The organism is Bradyrhizobium sp. CCH5-F6 (genome assembly GCF_001556045.1).
In the GTDB taxonomy this organism is placed as follows: domain Bacteria; phylum Pseudomonadota; class Alphaproteobacteria; order Rhizobiales; family Xanthobacteraceae; genus Bradyrhizobium.
Window position 1 is genome coordinate 1 of sequence record NZ_LSIC01000054.1, and the last position, 15,458, is coordinate 15,458.

The 15,458-nt window shown below is 62.5% G+C and carries 15 protein-coding genes; 8 read left to right on the top strand and 7 right to left on the bottom strand.

Translation table 11 applies throughout. The features are described from left to right. The coding region (locus AX729_RS09415; protein ID WP_156456837.1) for a hypothetical protein at positions 1 to 254 on the bottom strand (254 nt) is incomplete at its 3' end. Between the two features lie 263 nt (positions 255 to 517). Further along, positions 518 to 1,543, bottom strand: coding sequence for a helix-turn-helix transcriptional regulator (locus tag AX729_RS09420; protein WP_061022269.1), 1,026 nt, complete (start codon positions 1,541 to 1,543; stop codon positions 518 to 520). Positions 1,544 to 1,659: 116 nt separating this feature from the next. On the opposite strand from AX729_RS09420, the gene AX729_RS09425 reads away from it, so the two are divergent. Further along, on the top strand, positions 1,660 to 3,873 hold the full coding sequence (locus AX729_RS09425; RefSeq protein WP_061022271.1) for a recombinase family protein: 2,214 nt from the start codon (positions 1,660 to 1,662) through the stop codon (positions 3,871 to 3,873). Positions 3,874 to 3,960: 87 nt separating this feature from the next. Here AX729_RS09425 and AX729_RS09430 read toward each other — a convergent pair whose 3' ends face one another. The 4 genes from AX729_RS09430 to AX729_RS09445 form a co-directional block, all read right to left on the bottom strand. Then, on the bottom strand, positions 3,961 to 5,430 hold the full coding sequence (locus tag AX729_RS09430) for a hypothetical protein (RefSeq protein ID WP_245325105.1): 1,470 nt from the start codon (positions 5,428 to 5,430) through the stop codon (positions 3,961 to 3,963). Between the two features lie 153 nt (positions 5,431 to 5,583). After that, a complete protein-coding gene (locus AX729_RS09435; protein ID WP_061022272.1) occupies positions 5,584 to 6,951 on the bottom strand; it encodes an exonuclease domain-containing protein in 1,368 nt (455 codons plus the stop codon). A 12-nt stretch (positions 6,952 to 6,963) separates the two neighbouring features. Beyond that, positions 6,964 to 7,479 (bottom strand): ImmA/IrrE family metallo-endopeptidase, encoded by a 516-nt coding sequence (locus AX729_RS09440; RefSeq protein WP_061022273.1) that lies wholly within the window; start codon positions 7,477 to 7,479, stop codon positions 6,964 to 6,966. Continuing rightward, complete coding sequence (locus tag AX729_RS09445) at positions 7,476 to 7,808, bottom strand: helix-turn-helix domain-containing protein (RefSeq protein ID WP_061022275.1); 333 nt, start codon at positions 7,806 to 7,808, stop codon at positions 7,476 to 7,478. Before AX729_RS09445 ends, AX729_RS09440 begins: the two co-directional genes overlap by 4 nt. A gap of 175 nt (positions 7,809 to 7,983) precedes the next feature. On the opposite strand from AX729_RS09445, the gene AX729_RS41090 reads away from it, so the two are divergent. The 4 genes from AX729_RS41090 to AX729_RS09465 are packed head-to-tail and all read left to right on the top strand — an operon-like array spanning position 7,984 to position 11,102. Then, positions 7,984 to 8,502, top strand: coding sequence for a DUF2604 domain-containing protein (locus AX729_RS41090; RefSeq protein WP_082770388.1), 519 nt, complete (start codon positions 7,984 to 7,986; stop codon positions 8,500 to 8,502). Further along, positions 8,480 to 9,088 carry a putative metal-binding protein gene (locus AX729_RS09455; RefSeq protein WP_061022277.1) on the top strand — a complete coding sequence of 203 codons (609 nt, stop codon included), beginning with the start codon at positions 8,480 to 8,482 and terminating at the stop codon, positions 9,086 to 9,088. The genes AX729_RS41090 and AX729_RS09455 overlap by 23 nt, the downstream gene beginning before the upstream one ends. Next, positions 9,085 to 9,573 (top strand): Mov34/MPN/PAD-1 family protein, encoded by a 489-nt coding sequence (locus tag AX729_RS09460; RefSeq protein ID WP_061022279.1) that lies wholly within the window; start codon positions 9,085 to 9,087, stop codon positions 9,571 to 9,573. The genes AX729_RS09455 and AX729_RS09460 overlap by 4 nt, the downstream gene beginning before the upstream one ends. Positions 9,574 to 9,575: 2 nt before the next feature. After that, entirely contained in the window at positions 9,576 to 11,102 is a 1,527-nt protein-coding gene (locus AX729_RS09465; RefSeq protein ID WP_061022281.1) for an E2 ligase fold family C protein, read from the top strand. Positions 11,103 to 11,196: 94 nt separating this feature from the next. On the opposite strand, the gene AX729_RS09470 is transcribed toward AX729_RS09465, so the two are convergent. Continuing rightward, on the bottom strand, positions 11,197 to 11,526 hold the full coding sequence (locus AX729_RS09470) for a helix-turn-helix transcriptional regulator (protein ID WP_061022283.1): 330 nt from the start codon (positions 11,524 to 11,526) through the stop codon (positions 11,197 to 11,199). Between the two features lie 170 nt (positions 11,527 to 11,696). Between AX729_RS09470 and AX729_RS40420 the strand changes: the two genes are divergently transcribed. The 3 genes from AX729_RS40420 (at position 11,697) to AX729_RS09485 (ending at position 15,316) form a co-directional block, all read left to right on the top strand. Beyond that, positions 11,697 to 12,149, top strand: coding sequence for a hypothetical protein (locus AX729_RS40420; RefSeq protein ID WP_197433563.1), 453 nt, complete (start codon positions 11,697 to 11,699; stop codon positions 12,147 to 12,149). Beyond that, positions 12,146 to 12,922, top strand: coding sequence for a metallophosphoesterase (locus tag AX729_RS09480; protein ID WP_061022288.1), 777 nt, complete (start codon positions 12,146 to 12,148; stop codon positions 12,920 to 12,922). The genes AX729_RS40420 and AX729_RS09480 overlap by 4 nt, the downstream gene beginning before the upstream one ends. 207 nt (positions 12,923 to 13,129) lie before the next feature. Continuing rightward, complete coding sequence (locus AX729_RS09485; protein WP_061022289.1) at positions 13,130 to 15,316, top strand: AAA family ATPase; 2,187 nt, start codon at positions 13,130 to 13,132, stop codon at positions 15,314 to 15,316. Positions 15,317 to 15,458 lie beyond the last annotated feature (142 nt).

Sequence of the window (15,458 nt, forward strand, 5' to 3'; positions counted from 1 at the left end):
TTAGGCAAATTTGCTTGTTTGCTTAAGGAGCGATTGAGGAGGCGTGGTAACGTGTCGTCAAAATGATCCTGCGCGTGCTGCAGCTCGATCAGCACCGGAAAGGAGCGCTTGCGGGACCGGCTCATAACCGAGAGAAATCCGATCTTTTCGTCCCATGTGGTGCGGATGTCGGCGGATATAAACGGAACGTGCTCGCCCGAAAAGCCGAGCAGGCCAAGAAGCCTCAATCTTCCGCGCTTCAGGATCGCCTTCAAGGAAATTCTGGTTCATTGCGCACCACTTTCCGCTGCAGCTTGTTCTGGCCGGAAAGCCATCCTTGGAGCAGTTCTTCAGCCACCGCGACACGTTCGTTTTCTGACGAATCGCCCGGTCTTGGCATCTTCGATCACCGCTTTCTTGATGATGACCGTGCGCGGACGCTTGTCGGCGGGCGGGGGCCGCGCTGCTCTTGGGCATCGCGGGCTCCGTCTTCCTGGGCATTTCGTCTCCAATTCGCTGCGCTTACCGACGTGACCGCTCAGACCCGCTCTCGCAAGAGCCGCCCAACCACGCGTCCAAGAAGAACTCCCCCGGAGGTAGCCGAGCCGTCGGAATGTCTGGCCAGAAACACCCTACCGTCGGCGCCGCAGAAGGCGAACTCGCCGGCGGCCGTCCAATCGCGACAGGAAGTATCCACGAACACGCGATCGCCTTGCGCCATACCTTCGATTGGTCTGTCGAGCGCCACAATGACCGTTTCGGAAGGCGACGCATCAAACAGAGTCTGCAGCAGACCCTTCGGCAGCTTCCACGTCCTCAGCCGGCGTGCCGCGCGAAGAGCTTGAACGATACTTGCCGGCTCGACCTCATAGATCTCGTCCTCCTCGGAGCTACCGGGTGCGCGGCGTATTTTGGAGGCGCTTAAGAGTTCCTTTACCTTATCGAAGTCGGGAGACGGAGCAGCTTCGGCGATGCGAGCCAAATAGGCCGGGTCGATCTCGGCCAAAGACTTGACAGAGCCGATCAACCGATCCGCGGCTTCACCGAGGCCGGACGGAAAATCGCCGCGGGCGAGCCATGATGGCGATAACGTTAGAGCCTCGGCATAGGCCTCCATCATCCGCTCGTTGACAGGATTGTTGCCGGCTTCGTGACTGGCCAATGTCGACGGCACGAAGCCGAAAGCGCTGCCAAAATCATACGAACTGACGAAGCCGCGCACTTTGCGGGCGAGCTTGAGACGCGCACCCACGGCGACGTGACTTCTCCCGACCGGGATTTCGTCAGCCGCGAATGGCGAACTCTCGCGCAATCTCTCCATCTCGGCCCTGGCAGCATCGCCGCTGCGAAAAGCGTCGCCGGAGATCCCGAACGCGGAAGCATACTTCTCTGCGTCCTTCAGGCCGATCCTCCGCGTCGCACTCTCGTGCGCACGCATCAGCGGTTCGGACCATCCGAAGTGAATCGCGGCAGCTTTGGCTGAAGTGAAACCGGCCAGCATCCTTGCAAGCCGCAACAGCTGCCCCGCCTCCCGGATTCCGAAGCTTTGAGACGCCTTTTCCATCGCTCCACCAAAAAAGATCGCGTATTCATTAAAATTGTCGTATCAGATACAGGTAACTTGGTAACCGTTACAAAATAGGGTGATGCGCATCGCAGGTCAAGAGGCAGGAGAGCCCGATGTTCGAGTTGAAGGTCGCCCATGATAAACCCTGGGAGGAAGCCCGCTTTGCGCTCTACGGGCGTGTTTCGACGCCGGACCAGTCCGCCGCGTTGGACGCTCAATTGAGCTTCCTTCGGAACGAGGTGACCTCGAAAAAGGGTCATATCGTTGCGGAGCATTGCGACGTCGGGACGGGCAGGCGATCGAAGCAGCGCACCGGCTATCAGCAGATGCTGAAGCTCATCGAGCAGCGGGCGATCGACTACCTTTTCGTCCGCGATCTGAGCCGACTTTCCCGAAAGTTCGGTACTCTGGATGATCTGTGGCATTTCTCGCGTCAGAACGGCGTCGTCCTTGTCGACGGGCAGATCGGCGTCATCGATGGCCTGATCTGCTGGGCGCTGGGTCTGGTCGCTCAGGTGATGCCCGCCGTCGGCGGCGAACAGGTCAGGACCTCGCTGGCCGTGAAGGCCCGGAAGGGATTGCATCTCGGACGTCCGCCGCTTGGCTACGAATGCGTCGAGAAGGACGGCGAAAAGGGCCACCTTGAGATCGTCGAGGAAGACGCCAGGATCGTCAGGCGGATCTTCAAGCGGGCTTTGGCCGGCGTGTCGTTGCGCGGCCAGGCGCAGATCCTGAACTTCAAGGATAAGGTCCCGTCCCCGCGAGACTCGTTGTGGACGTCGGAGACGGTCCGGTACATCCTGACCAATCCGGTCTATCGAAAGGACATCGTTTGGGGGAGGACCCGAAACTTCTTCCACGCGATGACCGAAGCCTTCAAGCGTGACTATCCGCCCGAGGCCGAGTGGATCCGGGCGCTGGGAACTCACGAGCCGCTCGTTTCCGAGGCGGACTTCGATCGCGTTCAGGAAATCCTGGGTCGCAACGAGAACGGCAAGAAGAGCAAGAAGGCCGGTCCTCCCGCCTTCCTCTCGAGCCTGATCAAATGTCCGGATTGCAGCCGGATCGACGACGAGGGCAACGTTCAAGGCGGCTCGATGTCCGTCGTGGGCGGCGACGGCCGTCGGCTAAGGATGCGCTGCATCAACGCGAATACGGGCAAGTGCAACAACCGCCGCACCTTCTACCGCGACCATATCCTCCAAGCGGTCCTTGGCGGTCTACTGGATCATCTCAAATCGCCCGGGGCGATGCAGATCTTCCTGCAGGAGCACAATGCCGCGTCCGAGAGGCGTCTGGCCGAAGTCGGCCCGTCGCGGGGCAAAGCCGAGAAGCGCATCAAGGTCTTGGAAACCGAGATCAAGCGGCTCGTCGACCAACTCGCCAAGGGCATCAACGCCGACGAATTGCAAGGGGGCATTACCCTTCGCAAGGAAGAGAAGCTCAAGTTGACCGCGCAGCTCGAAGACATCGAAAATTCGTCGGTGATCTTCGCGTTGAATCCTCCGTCGCTGGCGGATTACGCCTCGATGGCCGAGCGGATGATGGTTAATCTTTCGGGCAGCGGCCAGGAGCCCGAAGACATCGAGCTCCGCGAGCATCTCGAAGCTCTCGTCAAGCACGTCTACGTGCATCCTCTCGTGGAAAACGGCAAGAAGACCTTCGAGGTCGAGGTGTTCGGCAAGCTGGCGACCTTGGTTACCGGCGCCGTGTCCTACCGCGCCCAACATCGTAAGGATATGGTTGGTAAGGATATCCTTATCCGAGAAACCCTTACGACGTCGCGCGCGGCTGCGAATCTCGTGATGCCGTTTGCCCGGCGCCGCGGGCCGGGCCACAAACCCCCGCGAAAGCGCGCTCCGCGGCGAGAGGAACCGGAGTTGAGACTTCTCTTGTCCCGATCCGGTGTCCCGCTCACGGCTAGGGCTATCGCCGGAAAGCTTGCCGACGTGGGCGTGCACCGCACCGTTACCAGCGTGCATAACGCCCTCGATCGCCGGCCAGAACTCTTCGTGCGCATCCGGAAGAACGGCTTCATGCTCCGTTCGCGGTGGGAGAAGCAGCCGCTCAGGTACTTCCAATCCACGGCGGAAATTGTGGAGATGGCGCGCGAGGTCCTGGACCTAAGCGGCAAGCCAATGCGCCCCCTCGAACTCATTGAGCAGTTTCACGTAAAGGGTCGCAAGATCTTCGGCCACGAGGTCAGCGTGCTCCAAACGGTGTTAACCAAGCACGCCGATGACTTCCAGGCGAAGGGCCGCAACTGCGCTCGCTGGATTCTGCGAGCGCTGCCGGTCGCCACCATCCCGATCTTTCTCGCCGCGTGAGCGCACTCTAGGAATTAGCTTCCGGTAGCATGAAGGAAAAGGAAGCAACCGGCGGTAGATAAACGACGTCAGCGACGACACCCTTGGTCAACGCCGCGCTTTGAGCCTCGCCAGAAGGGCCCGGTAAGCGTGTTCTTCAGGCACCGCCAGGATCTCCGGCCTCTGGTCGATGATCGCGGCCAGTTCCACTGTCACGGCATCCAAAAGGGCCAAAAGAAGGGAGTCCCCCACGCTTCGGATTTCGGACAGATCTTCGAAGAGACCAGCCGTCTCGCCGTGCGCGATCTTGTTGCGGCCTTCGCGGTAAACCTTGGTTACGGCGTCTTCGATGGTCAGGTGGCCGGGCGGCACAGGTTTAGCTTGCGGGTTGAGAGCCGCCTCGGCGAAGGTCGTCATGGCTTTCGCCTCACCGCCGGCTCCGGATAGACCGTCAGCAGCGCAGCCGTAATCGACGACCGCCATGAAGTCCGACGCCTCGCGCCTGGCTTCGCCCACCCAGTACAATGCGTTGGCCCAGCGTTCCACGAGGTGAGGGGCACGACCGGTCTGCCGGCCTCTCATGTAGGCCTCAAGCAACTTGCCTGCCGCATCTAGGAATGGCTTCGCCGCCGCCATCTCGGCCGCAAGAGCGCCAGGCGCGGACCCCAGTCCCGGCCGCTGGGTGCTCCAGCCTGTGAGAAATGTGCCGTCCGGCAGGGTGGCCAGCCGGTCTTCCGAGAAGAGATGCTGGCGCCCGGCTTTGGTGAACCGCCGCGCGTCTTCGACCCGAAAGCGGAGCCCAATCGCGTCGATGGCGAGGCCGCCGACGACCACGGCCTTGTGGTGCGATCGGCCGAGTTCGTGGCCGTCGATCCTGACCGTCGCAACCCATTCGAAGCCGTCGAGCGTACTCAGCACCTCCCAAGCGGTCCGGAGATCTGCGTCGCTGCCGGTCGCCAAAGCCCGGTCACGAAGGTCGGCATACCGCAGTTGCCCGCTTTCGACCGATCGGATGTGGTCCCGCGCGCCCGTGCTCTTCACGTAGCGCGCGATCCAGTCCGCCCGCGGCAGGAACGCGACCGGGCCGACGGCAAACGGCTGGACGCCCTGATCGGTGTCGAACAGGTTGCACGGGATGTGGCGGTCCGTCGTCTGCAGGATCGTCGCGGCGAGGCGATCGAGATTCTTCCGGTAGTCGGCGACAACGGCGGTGAAGAAGCCTTCTGGCAGCGGATCCTGGCCGCGGGTTTGTGCGTCGGGCGGCAGGTGGGATGGACTGCTCGTCAGCGCCTCGCCGATGGCTCGAAAGGAAATCCTATCGAAGGCGCTCCGTTCGATCGTCTGGCGGAATTCGGACCTTTCGTTCCACGTCTGCGCCGTAAGCCGATGGGCGGCGTCCACGCCGGCCTGCGTGACGTTATACGCACGACCCGCATCCGCCGGGATGGTCATCGGAATCATCGGAAACCGATTCTGCGACAACCAGTCCTCGAAAGGCATGGCAGCAGTCTTCAGGACATCGTCAACGATGGTTTCGATCAGGCTCTCCGCCGAATCCTTCGGCGCGGCAGTCTTCAATTTGCTGGACCTGGCCAATGTCGATCTCTGTTAAACGCGGTAGAACGCAGATAGGCATGTGGCCGAACCGCCGCAAATAGGTCGTCTCGCGAAGGATTCGCAAGAGACGCATAGACGGTTCGCGGCGGCTGTCCGAAGGGGTGCAGGGCCGGCTTACCGCAGATTCCAACACCCGCTCTTGAGAGCGTCGCTCAATTCTCCTGGAATGGATTCGAGCTCGGAAAGCGCGCGTTGGATCGTCGTCCAAGGTGCGGCTGCGTATCTGCCATCGCCGCGCCGGCGCGCGCCGATGTCATCTTCGATGACGCGACGGGCCGCCTCCTGGAACAGGTGGGGGCTCTCGAAGTACATCAATCGGCGCGACAGGCGCCTCAAACGCCCGTCGGCGAAGCGGGGGATGAGTTCTGCTCTGGCCTCCCACGGAAGCGTATGGAATAGCCGGCACAGTTCGGTGTCGGCGTCGGAGAAGAAGTTGCCGCCGTAGATCTGCTCCTCCACGTGCTCCGAGGGCGGATAAGTGGGCTCGAGCGATGCGGCCGCGCGCGTCAGCGCCTCCATGAAGTCGGGATCGGCACGAACCGAAACGGATCGTCGCGAGCACTCGTCCTCGGTCAGATCGACGAAGTGAACGCTGTCTATGTCCCACAATGGATAGAGCAGCGGCGAGGCGTTCACCTTCAGCCGCCGGATCGGCCGTGGCTCTTGCGTCATCCTGGTCGCGAGTTCCGTCTCCTCGAGCTTGCGCAGAGCGTCTATGTCGCATGCAAGATCCAGGCAGTAATGCACATTCGCGTCTTTCGGGCTGATGCCGACCCTGGTCAGGAAGTGCATGACCTGCGGGCGGCCAAAGTAGTCGAAGTAAGCGAACGCTGCCTCGTCCCGAACAAAATCGAGCACCGCCGCTTTCGCCGAGAAGCGCAGAAAAGTGGACCAGAGGTCGGGCGCGCCGGCGCGCACCAGCCTGCAAAGACCGAGCATGGCATCGACGTCGGCCGCCGCGTCATGGACCGCCCGCGACACGATGCCGTTTGCCGCGGCGAGGGCGCCGAGACGGTGGGTAGGGCGCCCGTCCGGCTCAAGTCCGGCATGCACCACCGACGGATGCAGAGTCGTCGCGGCCCGCATCAGATTGAGCACATCGGCGCGGGCATTGCCGTTGGTGTTGGTCAGGAAGACCGGATGCAGGCACTGATAGAATGCTTGCCTCAGGAATTCCTCGTCGAAGCGGATAGAATTGTAACCGAGGAACGCCGCCGGGCACCACGAAGCGAGCGTGTTCGCAACTTCGCAGATCATGGAATAGTGCGACTGTCTCGACGGTGCGTTCACGTCGTCGAGGGTATGCCCGGTGACGTGCAGCGCCTGAGGCGAGGGTACGATGTGAGGCATCAGGCGCGACTTCGTCTCGAATCTGTGGGTCTCGACGAGGTCCGCGTCGGTCCTGACGGCGGCAAATTGGAGGATCTGATCGAAGCGCTTGTGAAGCCCAGAAGTTTCGAGATCGTACAGGATGAAGGCCACGATAGACCTGGCCTATAGCCGTCCAAGTCTGAACTGCAATGCAGCGAGACTGACGCGGAAGCGGCTCGCTATGCTGATCAGATAGTCGTCATCCTGAATGTCGCGAGACGACTCCGAAAGCATATTTTGGACGAGCCGTTCCGGCATGAGCAGTTCCGACGCGAACGCGTTGGCTTGCATTTCGAGCCGGTCGATCCCCTCGGCGGATACCGAGTCGCGCGGTAGGAAATTCCGGCCCTTGTCGATCAGTACCGTGGCCTCGAGCTTCGATCGATGGAGCACCACGTGCGCCAGTTCGTGTGCGATGGTGAAGCGCTGTCGGTTTGGATGATGGTTTGAATTGACACCGATAACGGGCTTGCCGTCACGGACAAACGCCATGCCCGAGAGTTCGTCGTCGAAGGGCGTGTACTCCACGCGCGCCCCCAATGCCTTCGCGAGCTTCTCGACGGGGACTGGGGGCGCCTTCAATCCCAGTTTGTTGACCAGGGCACGTGCGCTCTCTCGCGCTTCCTCCAGGTCGTTCATTTCCGGCCCCCGCCCGTTCTTCTCACATATTGTTCTATCTGAGCCCGCTGCATCTCGTTCACGTCGCTGCCCTCGATTGCCAGCGGACCGCTCGTCTGCTCGAACGAGTATTTGCTCGGCACGAGATCAGTGATCGATCCGACCTCAAGCGCGCTCGCGAGACGGTAGATCTGATGAAGCATGACTTTTTGGCGCCCGCGCTCGATGTTTGCCAGCGAGGCCCTCGTAAGACCGATCCGATCGGCAACTTCCGACTGCCTAAGGCGCAGCTCCCTGCGCCGCGCCGCGAGACCCGCGCCCACGATCCTATACAGATCCAAATCAGCCATGCGGGAAGAGAATCGCAATTCGATTCTCGCGTCAACGACGCAAACAAAAACGTGCTTAATACAAACATTACAAATGTTTAATGTTTTTAATACTCAAGCCTGCCCAGAATCGAGGTAAGATTCTGACCTAGTTTGGGGGTGACCGATTCCGGCGCCCAGGCAGAAGGGATCGATCATGCACGATCACGGGAATAAGGACGCCGACCGGCTGGAGCGCGAGGCGAAGGAACTGGAGCGCGAAGCCGGACAGCTAGAGGAGACCGCCCACAAGATCGAGGAGCACGCCCATGACCTGGAGCGTCGTGCGCACGAACTCGAGGAAGTAGCCCGCCGCGAGGGGAACGACCACGACCACGGCCACAACCACGACAATGGTGACGGGCACGGCGGGCACCATGATGACGACGATCACGGTCATCACCACGGCCATGTCGTCAAGATCACCATGGTGGTCAACGGCCAGCCCGTGACCATCAAGGCGACCGAACAGGAAAAGCTCTCCGAGGTCCGGCAGCGCGCCCTGACCGAGACCGAGAACGTGGCGCAGCCGCCGGAGAACTGGGAGATCAAGGACGAGGCGGGCGCGGTGCTCGATCCCGACAAGCGCGTCGGCGACTACCACTTCGGCAAGGAGGTCACGCTCTTCCTCAGCCTCAAGGCGGGAGCCGCGGGTGCCGACGCCGCAGGTCGTTGATCCGGCGGTCTCGCGCGCCAAGTTCGATCGCGAGATCGCGGCATACCGGAAGATGGAGGCCGCCTACCGCAGGCGGGGGTGGCTTCTTCTCGACGCCGCATTTCCAGAGGTCTGCATCGCCTTCGGGATCCCGAAGCTGCGTCCCTTTCCGATTGTCGCCGCGGTCGTGATCGACTTCACCGACTACGACCTGCGGCCCTTGTCGGTCCGCTTCGTGGACCCGTTCACCCGCGAGCCCTTGATCGCGCGCAACCTCCACTTCACCATGTGGCGGCGTCAGAGCATGCCGGACGAGGCGTTCGCAGCGATGCTTCAGCAAGGTACCGTGCCGGTCGCCAATATCGTGCAGTTCAATGGTCCGGACGACTATCCCTTCATATGCCTGCCGGGCGTGCGCGAATATCACGACAATCCAGCCCATACCGGTGATTCATGGCTTCTGCATCGCGCTTCTGGCGAAGGCTCCTTGGCGTTCATCCTGGACAAGATCTGGATCTACGGCGTCGAGCCGCTGTCGACGTTCCAGATCCAGGTGCAGGCCACGACGCTCGCGATGGGAGCCAATCCGCAGGCGTTCCGGGAATGATGCGGCTTGCCGATGTCCGCTCGGTCCAAGTACCGCGCCGCTGCGCCGACACCGTCCACGCCCACATGCGCAAAGTCGGCCGCGACGGCTTCGAAGGACTCGGATTGTGGGCCGGGCGCCAGTCCGGCGACATCTTCACGGTGGAGGAGGCCATCATCCCGGCCCAGAAGCACATACGTACCGAGGACGGCGTCTGCGTCATCACCGGCGCCGAGGAACTGCATCGGTTGAACGTCTGGCTCTACCGCAAGGGCCTGTCGCTGATCGCACAGATCCATAGCCACCCCGGCCGGGCCTATCATTCCGACACCGACGACCGCTATGCGGTCGCGACCACCGTCGGCTGCTTTTCGCTGGTCATGCCCGATTTCGCACGCGGCCCTTTCCAGATCGAGCGCCTCGCCTCCTATCGGCTGGACGCATCCGGCGCCTGGCGAGCCATCGGCGCGTCGCAGGCCGCCCGCATGATTGCGATCGTGGAGTAGCCATGGCCTTCGCCAACTTCTTCGGCAGGAGCGCCACGGCCGCCTCGCAGGTGCTCGCAAACTTCCAGCTGGAAGATTTCAAGGCCCGTCTGTCGGCGCACGTCGTCGCGTTGTCCTTCGATGATGCCGCGGTCAACTCTGCGGAAGGTCGCGCCAGCCTCGATCTTGCGGTGAGACTGCTCGCGCGCCTCTATCCTGCGCTCGCCGCCCATCCGGTGGGATCCACAGCAGGCGAATATGCCGCTCGTCTCGGCGAACTCGCCCGCAGCATCAACGACCAGATCGAACTGCAGGACGGGCTCGCCAACGCCGACATCGTCGTCAATGTCGGCGCGACGGCGGTGGCTGCCGCCGACGTGATCAACATCGGTTCCGACGGATGGCGCGCGCTGCTGTCGCGCCAGCGTCCCGTCGGCTCTGGCTCGACGAAGAATCCGTTCGGGGCCGGCGCAGCCGCATGCTTCGGAGCCGCCAACGTTTTCAGGAGGATGTTCGCTGACCAACTTCCCCGCGGCGATCTCGACGACCTGATCGATCTGTCGCTGTCGACCTATCTTCAGGGGGCCGGGGCCGGATCGGAGTTGCCGGAACGATGCGACTTGGGCGATGCCTATCTCGTCGGCCTCGGCGCAATCGGCAACGGCGCCGTCTGGGCATTGTCGCGCGTTCCAGGCCTCGCCGGCGTTCTGCATCTCGTCGATCACGAGAACGCCGACCTTTCGAACCTGCAGCGTTATGTCCTGACCACGCAGGACGACATCGGCCGCAGCAAAGTGAAACTCGCTCGAACGATGTTCACCCAGGATGGGCTCAAGGTCCGGGCGCATCCGAAGCGGTGGGCCGACTACGTCCACGGTCGTAGCAAGTGGACCTTCGAACGGGTCGCGGTTGCGCTCGACACCGCCGAAGACCGCATCGCGCTCCAAGCGTCGCTGCCCAAATGGATCGTGAATGCCTGGACCCAGGACGTCGATCTAGGTGTCTCCCGGCACAATTTCGCCGACGGTGGTGCATGCCTCGCCTGCCTCTACCTGCCGACCGGCGCGGTTAAGAACGAACATGAAAGAGTGTCGGAGGAGCTGAGGATTCCTGACGCTCATATGGAAATCCGCAACCTGTTGCAGACGGATCAGCCGGTGTCAGAGCCGTTCGTCCGCCGCGTCGCCACCGCGTTCGGCGTTCCGTTCGAGGAGCTTGAAATGTTCGTCGGCCAGCCGGTACGGACCTTCTATCGGAAGGCTGTCTGCGGCGGGCTTATGGTCAATCTGACCGGCGGCAACAGCGCGGGCACCGCCGTCGTGCCCATGGCGTTCCAGTCGGTGCTCGCCGGCATCATGCTCGCGGCCGATCTCGTCAAGCACGCCATCGGAATGCCGACCGCGCCAACCACGGCCACGCGGGTCAATCTTCTGCGACCGCTGGCGCCGGTCCTGGCTGATCCGCGGGCAAAGGATCCTAGCGGCCGCTGCATTTGCGACGACCGCGACTTCCTCGAGGCATACCGGCGCAAATACGCCGCTCGGAGGTGAGCCCCGGGCGGCCGCGCTCGATGCCAGCGGGAAGGACAACGTGACGGCGATCGATATCGGTCCAAGGTCGATCCGCGCTCGGTCGCCCGCGGGGCTAGGATTTTGGCTTCGGTTTAGGGGTGTAGGCCCGCTTCAGCTTTACTCCTTCTCCGCTCCGCAGGCTTGCGAACGTGAACTCCACGCCACATTCTTCTTCGAAATGCTTTTGCAGATTTCTTAGTACTTCCAGTCGCTTAGGATGAGCCGGTGGCGAGTCGTCGGCCTCGATCAACGAAATCGTCTTCCGAGAAATTCCCGACGACTCGGCGAGTCCGACCTGGTCCATATGAAGTAGGGCTCTGGCGGCCCGAATGAGTGAAGGGGTGAGGATCTCGGCCATCGCAACGATCGGTTCGAGCGCCTGATGTTGCGCTTCGTCTGACATTGCACGGGATGGCCTAATCTGTCGTTAACCAAATCTCCAGCCGTCCGTAGCTTTATGCTACCATTCTCCCGCGCGGCGTGCTATGTGACTTATCACATCAACGAAAGCGCGCCGTTCGCCAGGCCATGGAGGCCGGCCGGAACGTCGCGGAAAGGCTTGAAGGATCAGTCATGCGTCGCGACGACGACAGCGGCCCGGCCGGCGAGAGCGATACCGAGCGCGCTCTAAACTATTGGCGCACGCTGTCGGCGCTGGACTTCGGGCAAGCCGAGATCGCGGAGGTCGAAACCTGCGTCGGATCGATCTCTTCGACGGTCAAGGATTGGCGAGACGCGGTCCACGGTGACGCGGCGGCGGCGATACGACTGGTGCTGGCCCAAAAACCGCCGGAGCGCATCACGCTGAAGGTCGATCTCGCGATGACCGTGCTGTTGTGCCGCGCGTTCGACAATGCGGCGGCGGCGCTTACGCTCTCCCTCAGGCTGAGGTCGATGCCGCTGGACGGATCTCACCGCAATCGGCTCGCGACCTCTTGGCTCGTCAGGAATTTATACCTTGCGCGCGATTATTCCGCATCCCGGCCGCCGCGGGCCCGCCAGATGCGGGGAGGGCGCAAGTCGTGATCCTGCAGCCTTTTTCGGACGCTCACTCGGACTGCGCAGGCTTCGGCGGTTTTCCGCGGTTAATAGAGGGCGTCGACGCCATCGTGGTCGCGGGCGATACCCGCCAAGGACTCGCCGCCTCGCTCACCGAACTGCGCGCCGCCTATCCGCATCCCGTCGAGATCCTGATGGTCGCCGGCAATCACGAGTTCTGGGGATCTGTGTGGTCGCGCGAGGTCGACGAGGGACGTCGCGTTGCCGAGAAATTGGGCATCCGTTTCATGGAGGACCAGGCGGTCACGCTGGGACGTCTGCGCGTGCTGGGATGCACGCTCTGGACGAGCTACGACGCCTACGGCGAGTCCTTGAGGCCCGCCGCGATGCGGAGCGCGCGCGAAGAGATGCGCGACCACAAGCGCATCAAGTGGAGCAGCGATCCGTGGATGAGGTTCCGGCCGGAAGAAGCGCGCATGCTGCACATGCGCTCGCGCGCGTTCATGGAAGAAGAGCTTTCGAAACCGCATGACGGTCCTACCCTGGTGATCACGCACGCGGCGGTCTCGATCGAATGCATCCAGCCGAGCAAGCAAAAGAGCATCGTATCGGCAGCATATTTCTCGGAAATGCTGCCGCTAATCGACCGCCATCAACCGGACCTCTGGGTCTTCGGCCACACTCACCACCGTACGGACTTTCGTCGCGGCAAGACTCGAATCCTGTCGAATCCAATCGGCTACGCGGACGAGCGTACCGGTTTCGATCCGATGCTGACCATCGCGATCGACGGAAAGTAGCAAATGATAAGTCCGCCGCGTCCCGCCGCCACCGCGCCAAACCGAAAGCGCCGAGCCGCTTCCAAATCGGAATCCGCGATCGACGATACCGGACCGTATCCTACTCCCGGGAAGCGCACGCTGCCGCATGCGAGCCCTTCGCCCGGGTCACCGGCCCCTCCTGCCCGCCTCGGGAGCCTTGAGCGGAAGGCGTACAAGGAAGACTGGTTGGAGTCGTGGCGCTTTCGGAGCGGCGTCCGTGCGGCCGAAGCCGAACGCGACCAAACCGAGCGGTCGACGGCGCAGGTCCCCGTCAAAACGGCGGTAGTCGAACGCAACGCCGGCACGGGGAAGGGGAAGACCGGCGGCGGCTTCGGCGCTCTGAGACTGGCGGCACAGCGAAGCGCCTTCGAGGAAGGCGACGACGCTGATCGCGCCGAAACCGTTGCCGCCGGCGAACGGCGGCAGTTTCCCGTATATCCGGTCACACCGGCCAGGGTCGCCGCGAGGCTTATCCTCGCCCGTTTGGTCGATGCGCGGCCCGACTTGAAGGAAATTCTCCGAAGCCGCTCGCCGGTGGTGGCGATCGACGTTCCGGATCCCGAGATGCTCGACCGCGTGCTCGACACCTGGCAGCGCACCATCCTCGACGACCTCACGCGCGTGCACAAGGTGAACAACAACGTCGGCAAGCGGCAAGACAGCGATCTGCTTCTCATCGTCGCCAAGGAGCCGAGCAAGGGAAAAGCGGAGTTCGAGCGCGAGCGGGAAGCGCTCGCGGCGGTTTCCTTGGCGCTGCCGATCGTGGCCATCTCGCCGGCGGCCGAGACCCACCTGCCGAAGAGCCTTCTGAAGGCGAACCCGACGCGGATCGCCTTTCCGCCTATCGACGCGACCACGATCGCGCGCTGCATCCGGATCGTGACTGGGCGGACGTGCAAGGATTATCTGGACGAAAATTCGGCCGCGCTCATGACCGCGAGCGATTTGATCGTCGCGATCCGCTTCGATCGCACGCCCGCCGAGTGCATGCATGAACTGCGCCGGCTCGTAGCAGCGAAGCAAAATCTCAAGTCCGGTCGCGACATCGCCATGGACGATCTGCATGGCATGGACGAGGCAGTCAGGTGGGCACGCGAGCTGAGGGTGGATCTCGACGCCTGGCGCCGAGGAGACCTATCCTGGTCATCTCTGAGTGCTGGCGTGTGTCTCGTCGGGCCCCCCGGCACCGGCAAGACCCTCTTCGCGCAGACGCTCAGTACCTTCCTGTCGAGCGGATCATATAGCGTTCCGCTGATCGAATGTTCGCTGTCGCAGTGGCAGGGTGCAGATGAAGCGCATCTCGGCCATTTGTTGCGCGCCATGCGCCGAGACTTTGAGCAGGCGCGCGCAAAAGCGCCGAGCGTCCTCTTCATAGACGAGATCGATAGCTTTGCCGACCGATCGAAAGTCAAACACGCGCATGCGGACTATGTCGTTGAGGTCGTCAACGGCCTGCTTGCGCAGCTCGACGGCGCGGCATCTCGCGAAGGAATCGTTTGCGTCGGGGCTTCCAACGACATCGGCCGCTGCGATCCGGCGATTCTGAGGCCAGGTCGTCTCGGCAAGATCATCCGCATCAGCCTTCCGACCGAACGGGAATTGGAGCGCATGTTCCGGGTACGCCTGAACGGGCGGCTTGAGAAGACGGACCTGTCCGAGATTTGTATGCTGGCCCTCGGCTCAACAGGCGCCGAGGTCGAGCGGATCACGAATGATGCGCTAAGGTCCGCCCGTCACGGCGGCCGCGACCTCGCTCTCTCCGATCTACGTGCGGCAATCGTCGGAAACGACGACCGCGCCGCCGTCGATCTGGAGATTGCCGCTATCCATGAGGCCGGTCATCTGGTTTCCGAGATCGAACTATTCGGAAACGAAGCCGACGTCCACGCCAATATCGCCGCGGTCGGAATCAGAGGAGGATGCACGACCCGAACGAAAGCGCCGCCCTTCTCCGGCACCTATCACGACTACGCACGTCGTCTTCAGGTGCTTCTCGCAGGCCGCACGGCCGAGGAGCTTCTACTTTCCGCAGCTTCCCATGGTGCGGGCGGGCGACAAGGCTCCGATCTGCAGGTCGCGGCCTCGATGGCCGCGGGGATGTGTGCATCCTTGGGCATCGCCGGAAAGTCCAAGCTGCTCTACCTCGGCGACGTCGGCCGCACCGACGAACTTCTTTCGTACCCCGAAGTCCGGGAGGCGGCGAACCGCGAACTTGCGAAGGCGGAGAAAGCCGTGCGAGCCTTACTATTGCAGCGCAAACCGGCGCTGCGGGCGATCGCGTCCAAGCTGTTGAAGGACAAACGCCTAGATGGATCGACGGCCGGGGCCATAATTCGCAGGACCGTGGCCGCCAAGAAAGGACGAAGGGCTTGACCGGTCCCGATCCGTGGACGGTTTCCGCGGGTGATCGCGAGGCGTGCGCTGCTCGCCATTTAACACGACGGTATTATGTCGAGCGCGCCCGGATCGGTACAAAATCCGCCGGAACGAGCCAGGGCCGTCGGGTCGAAAGCGG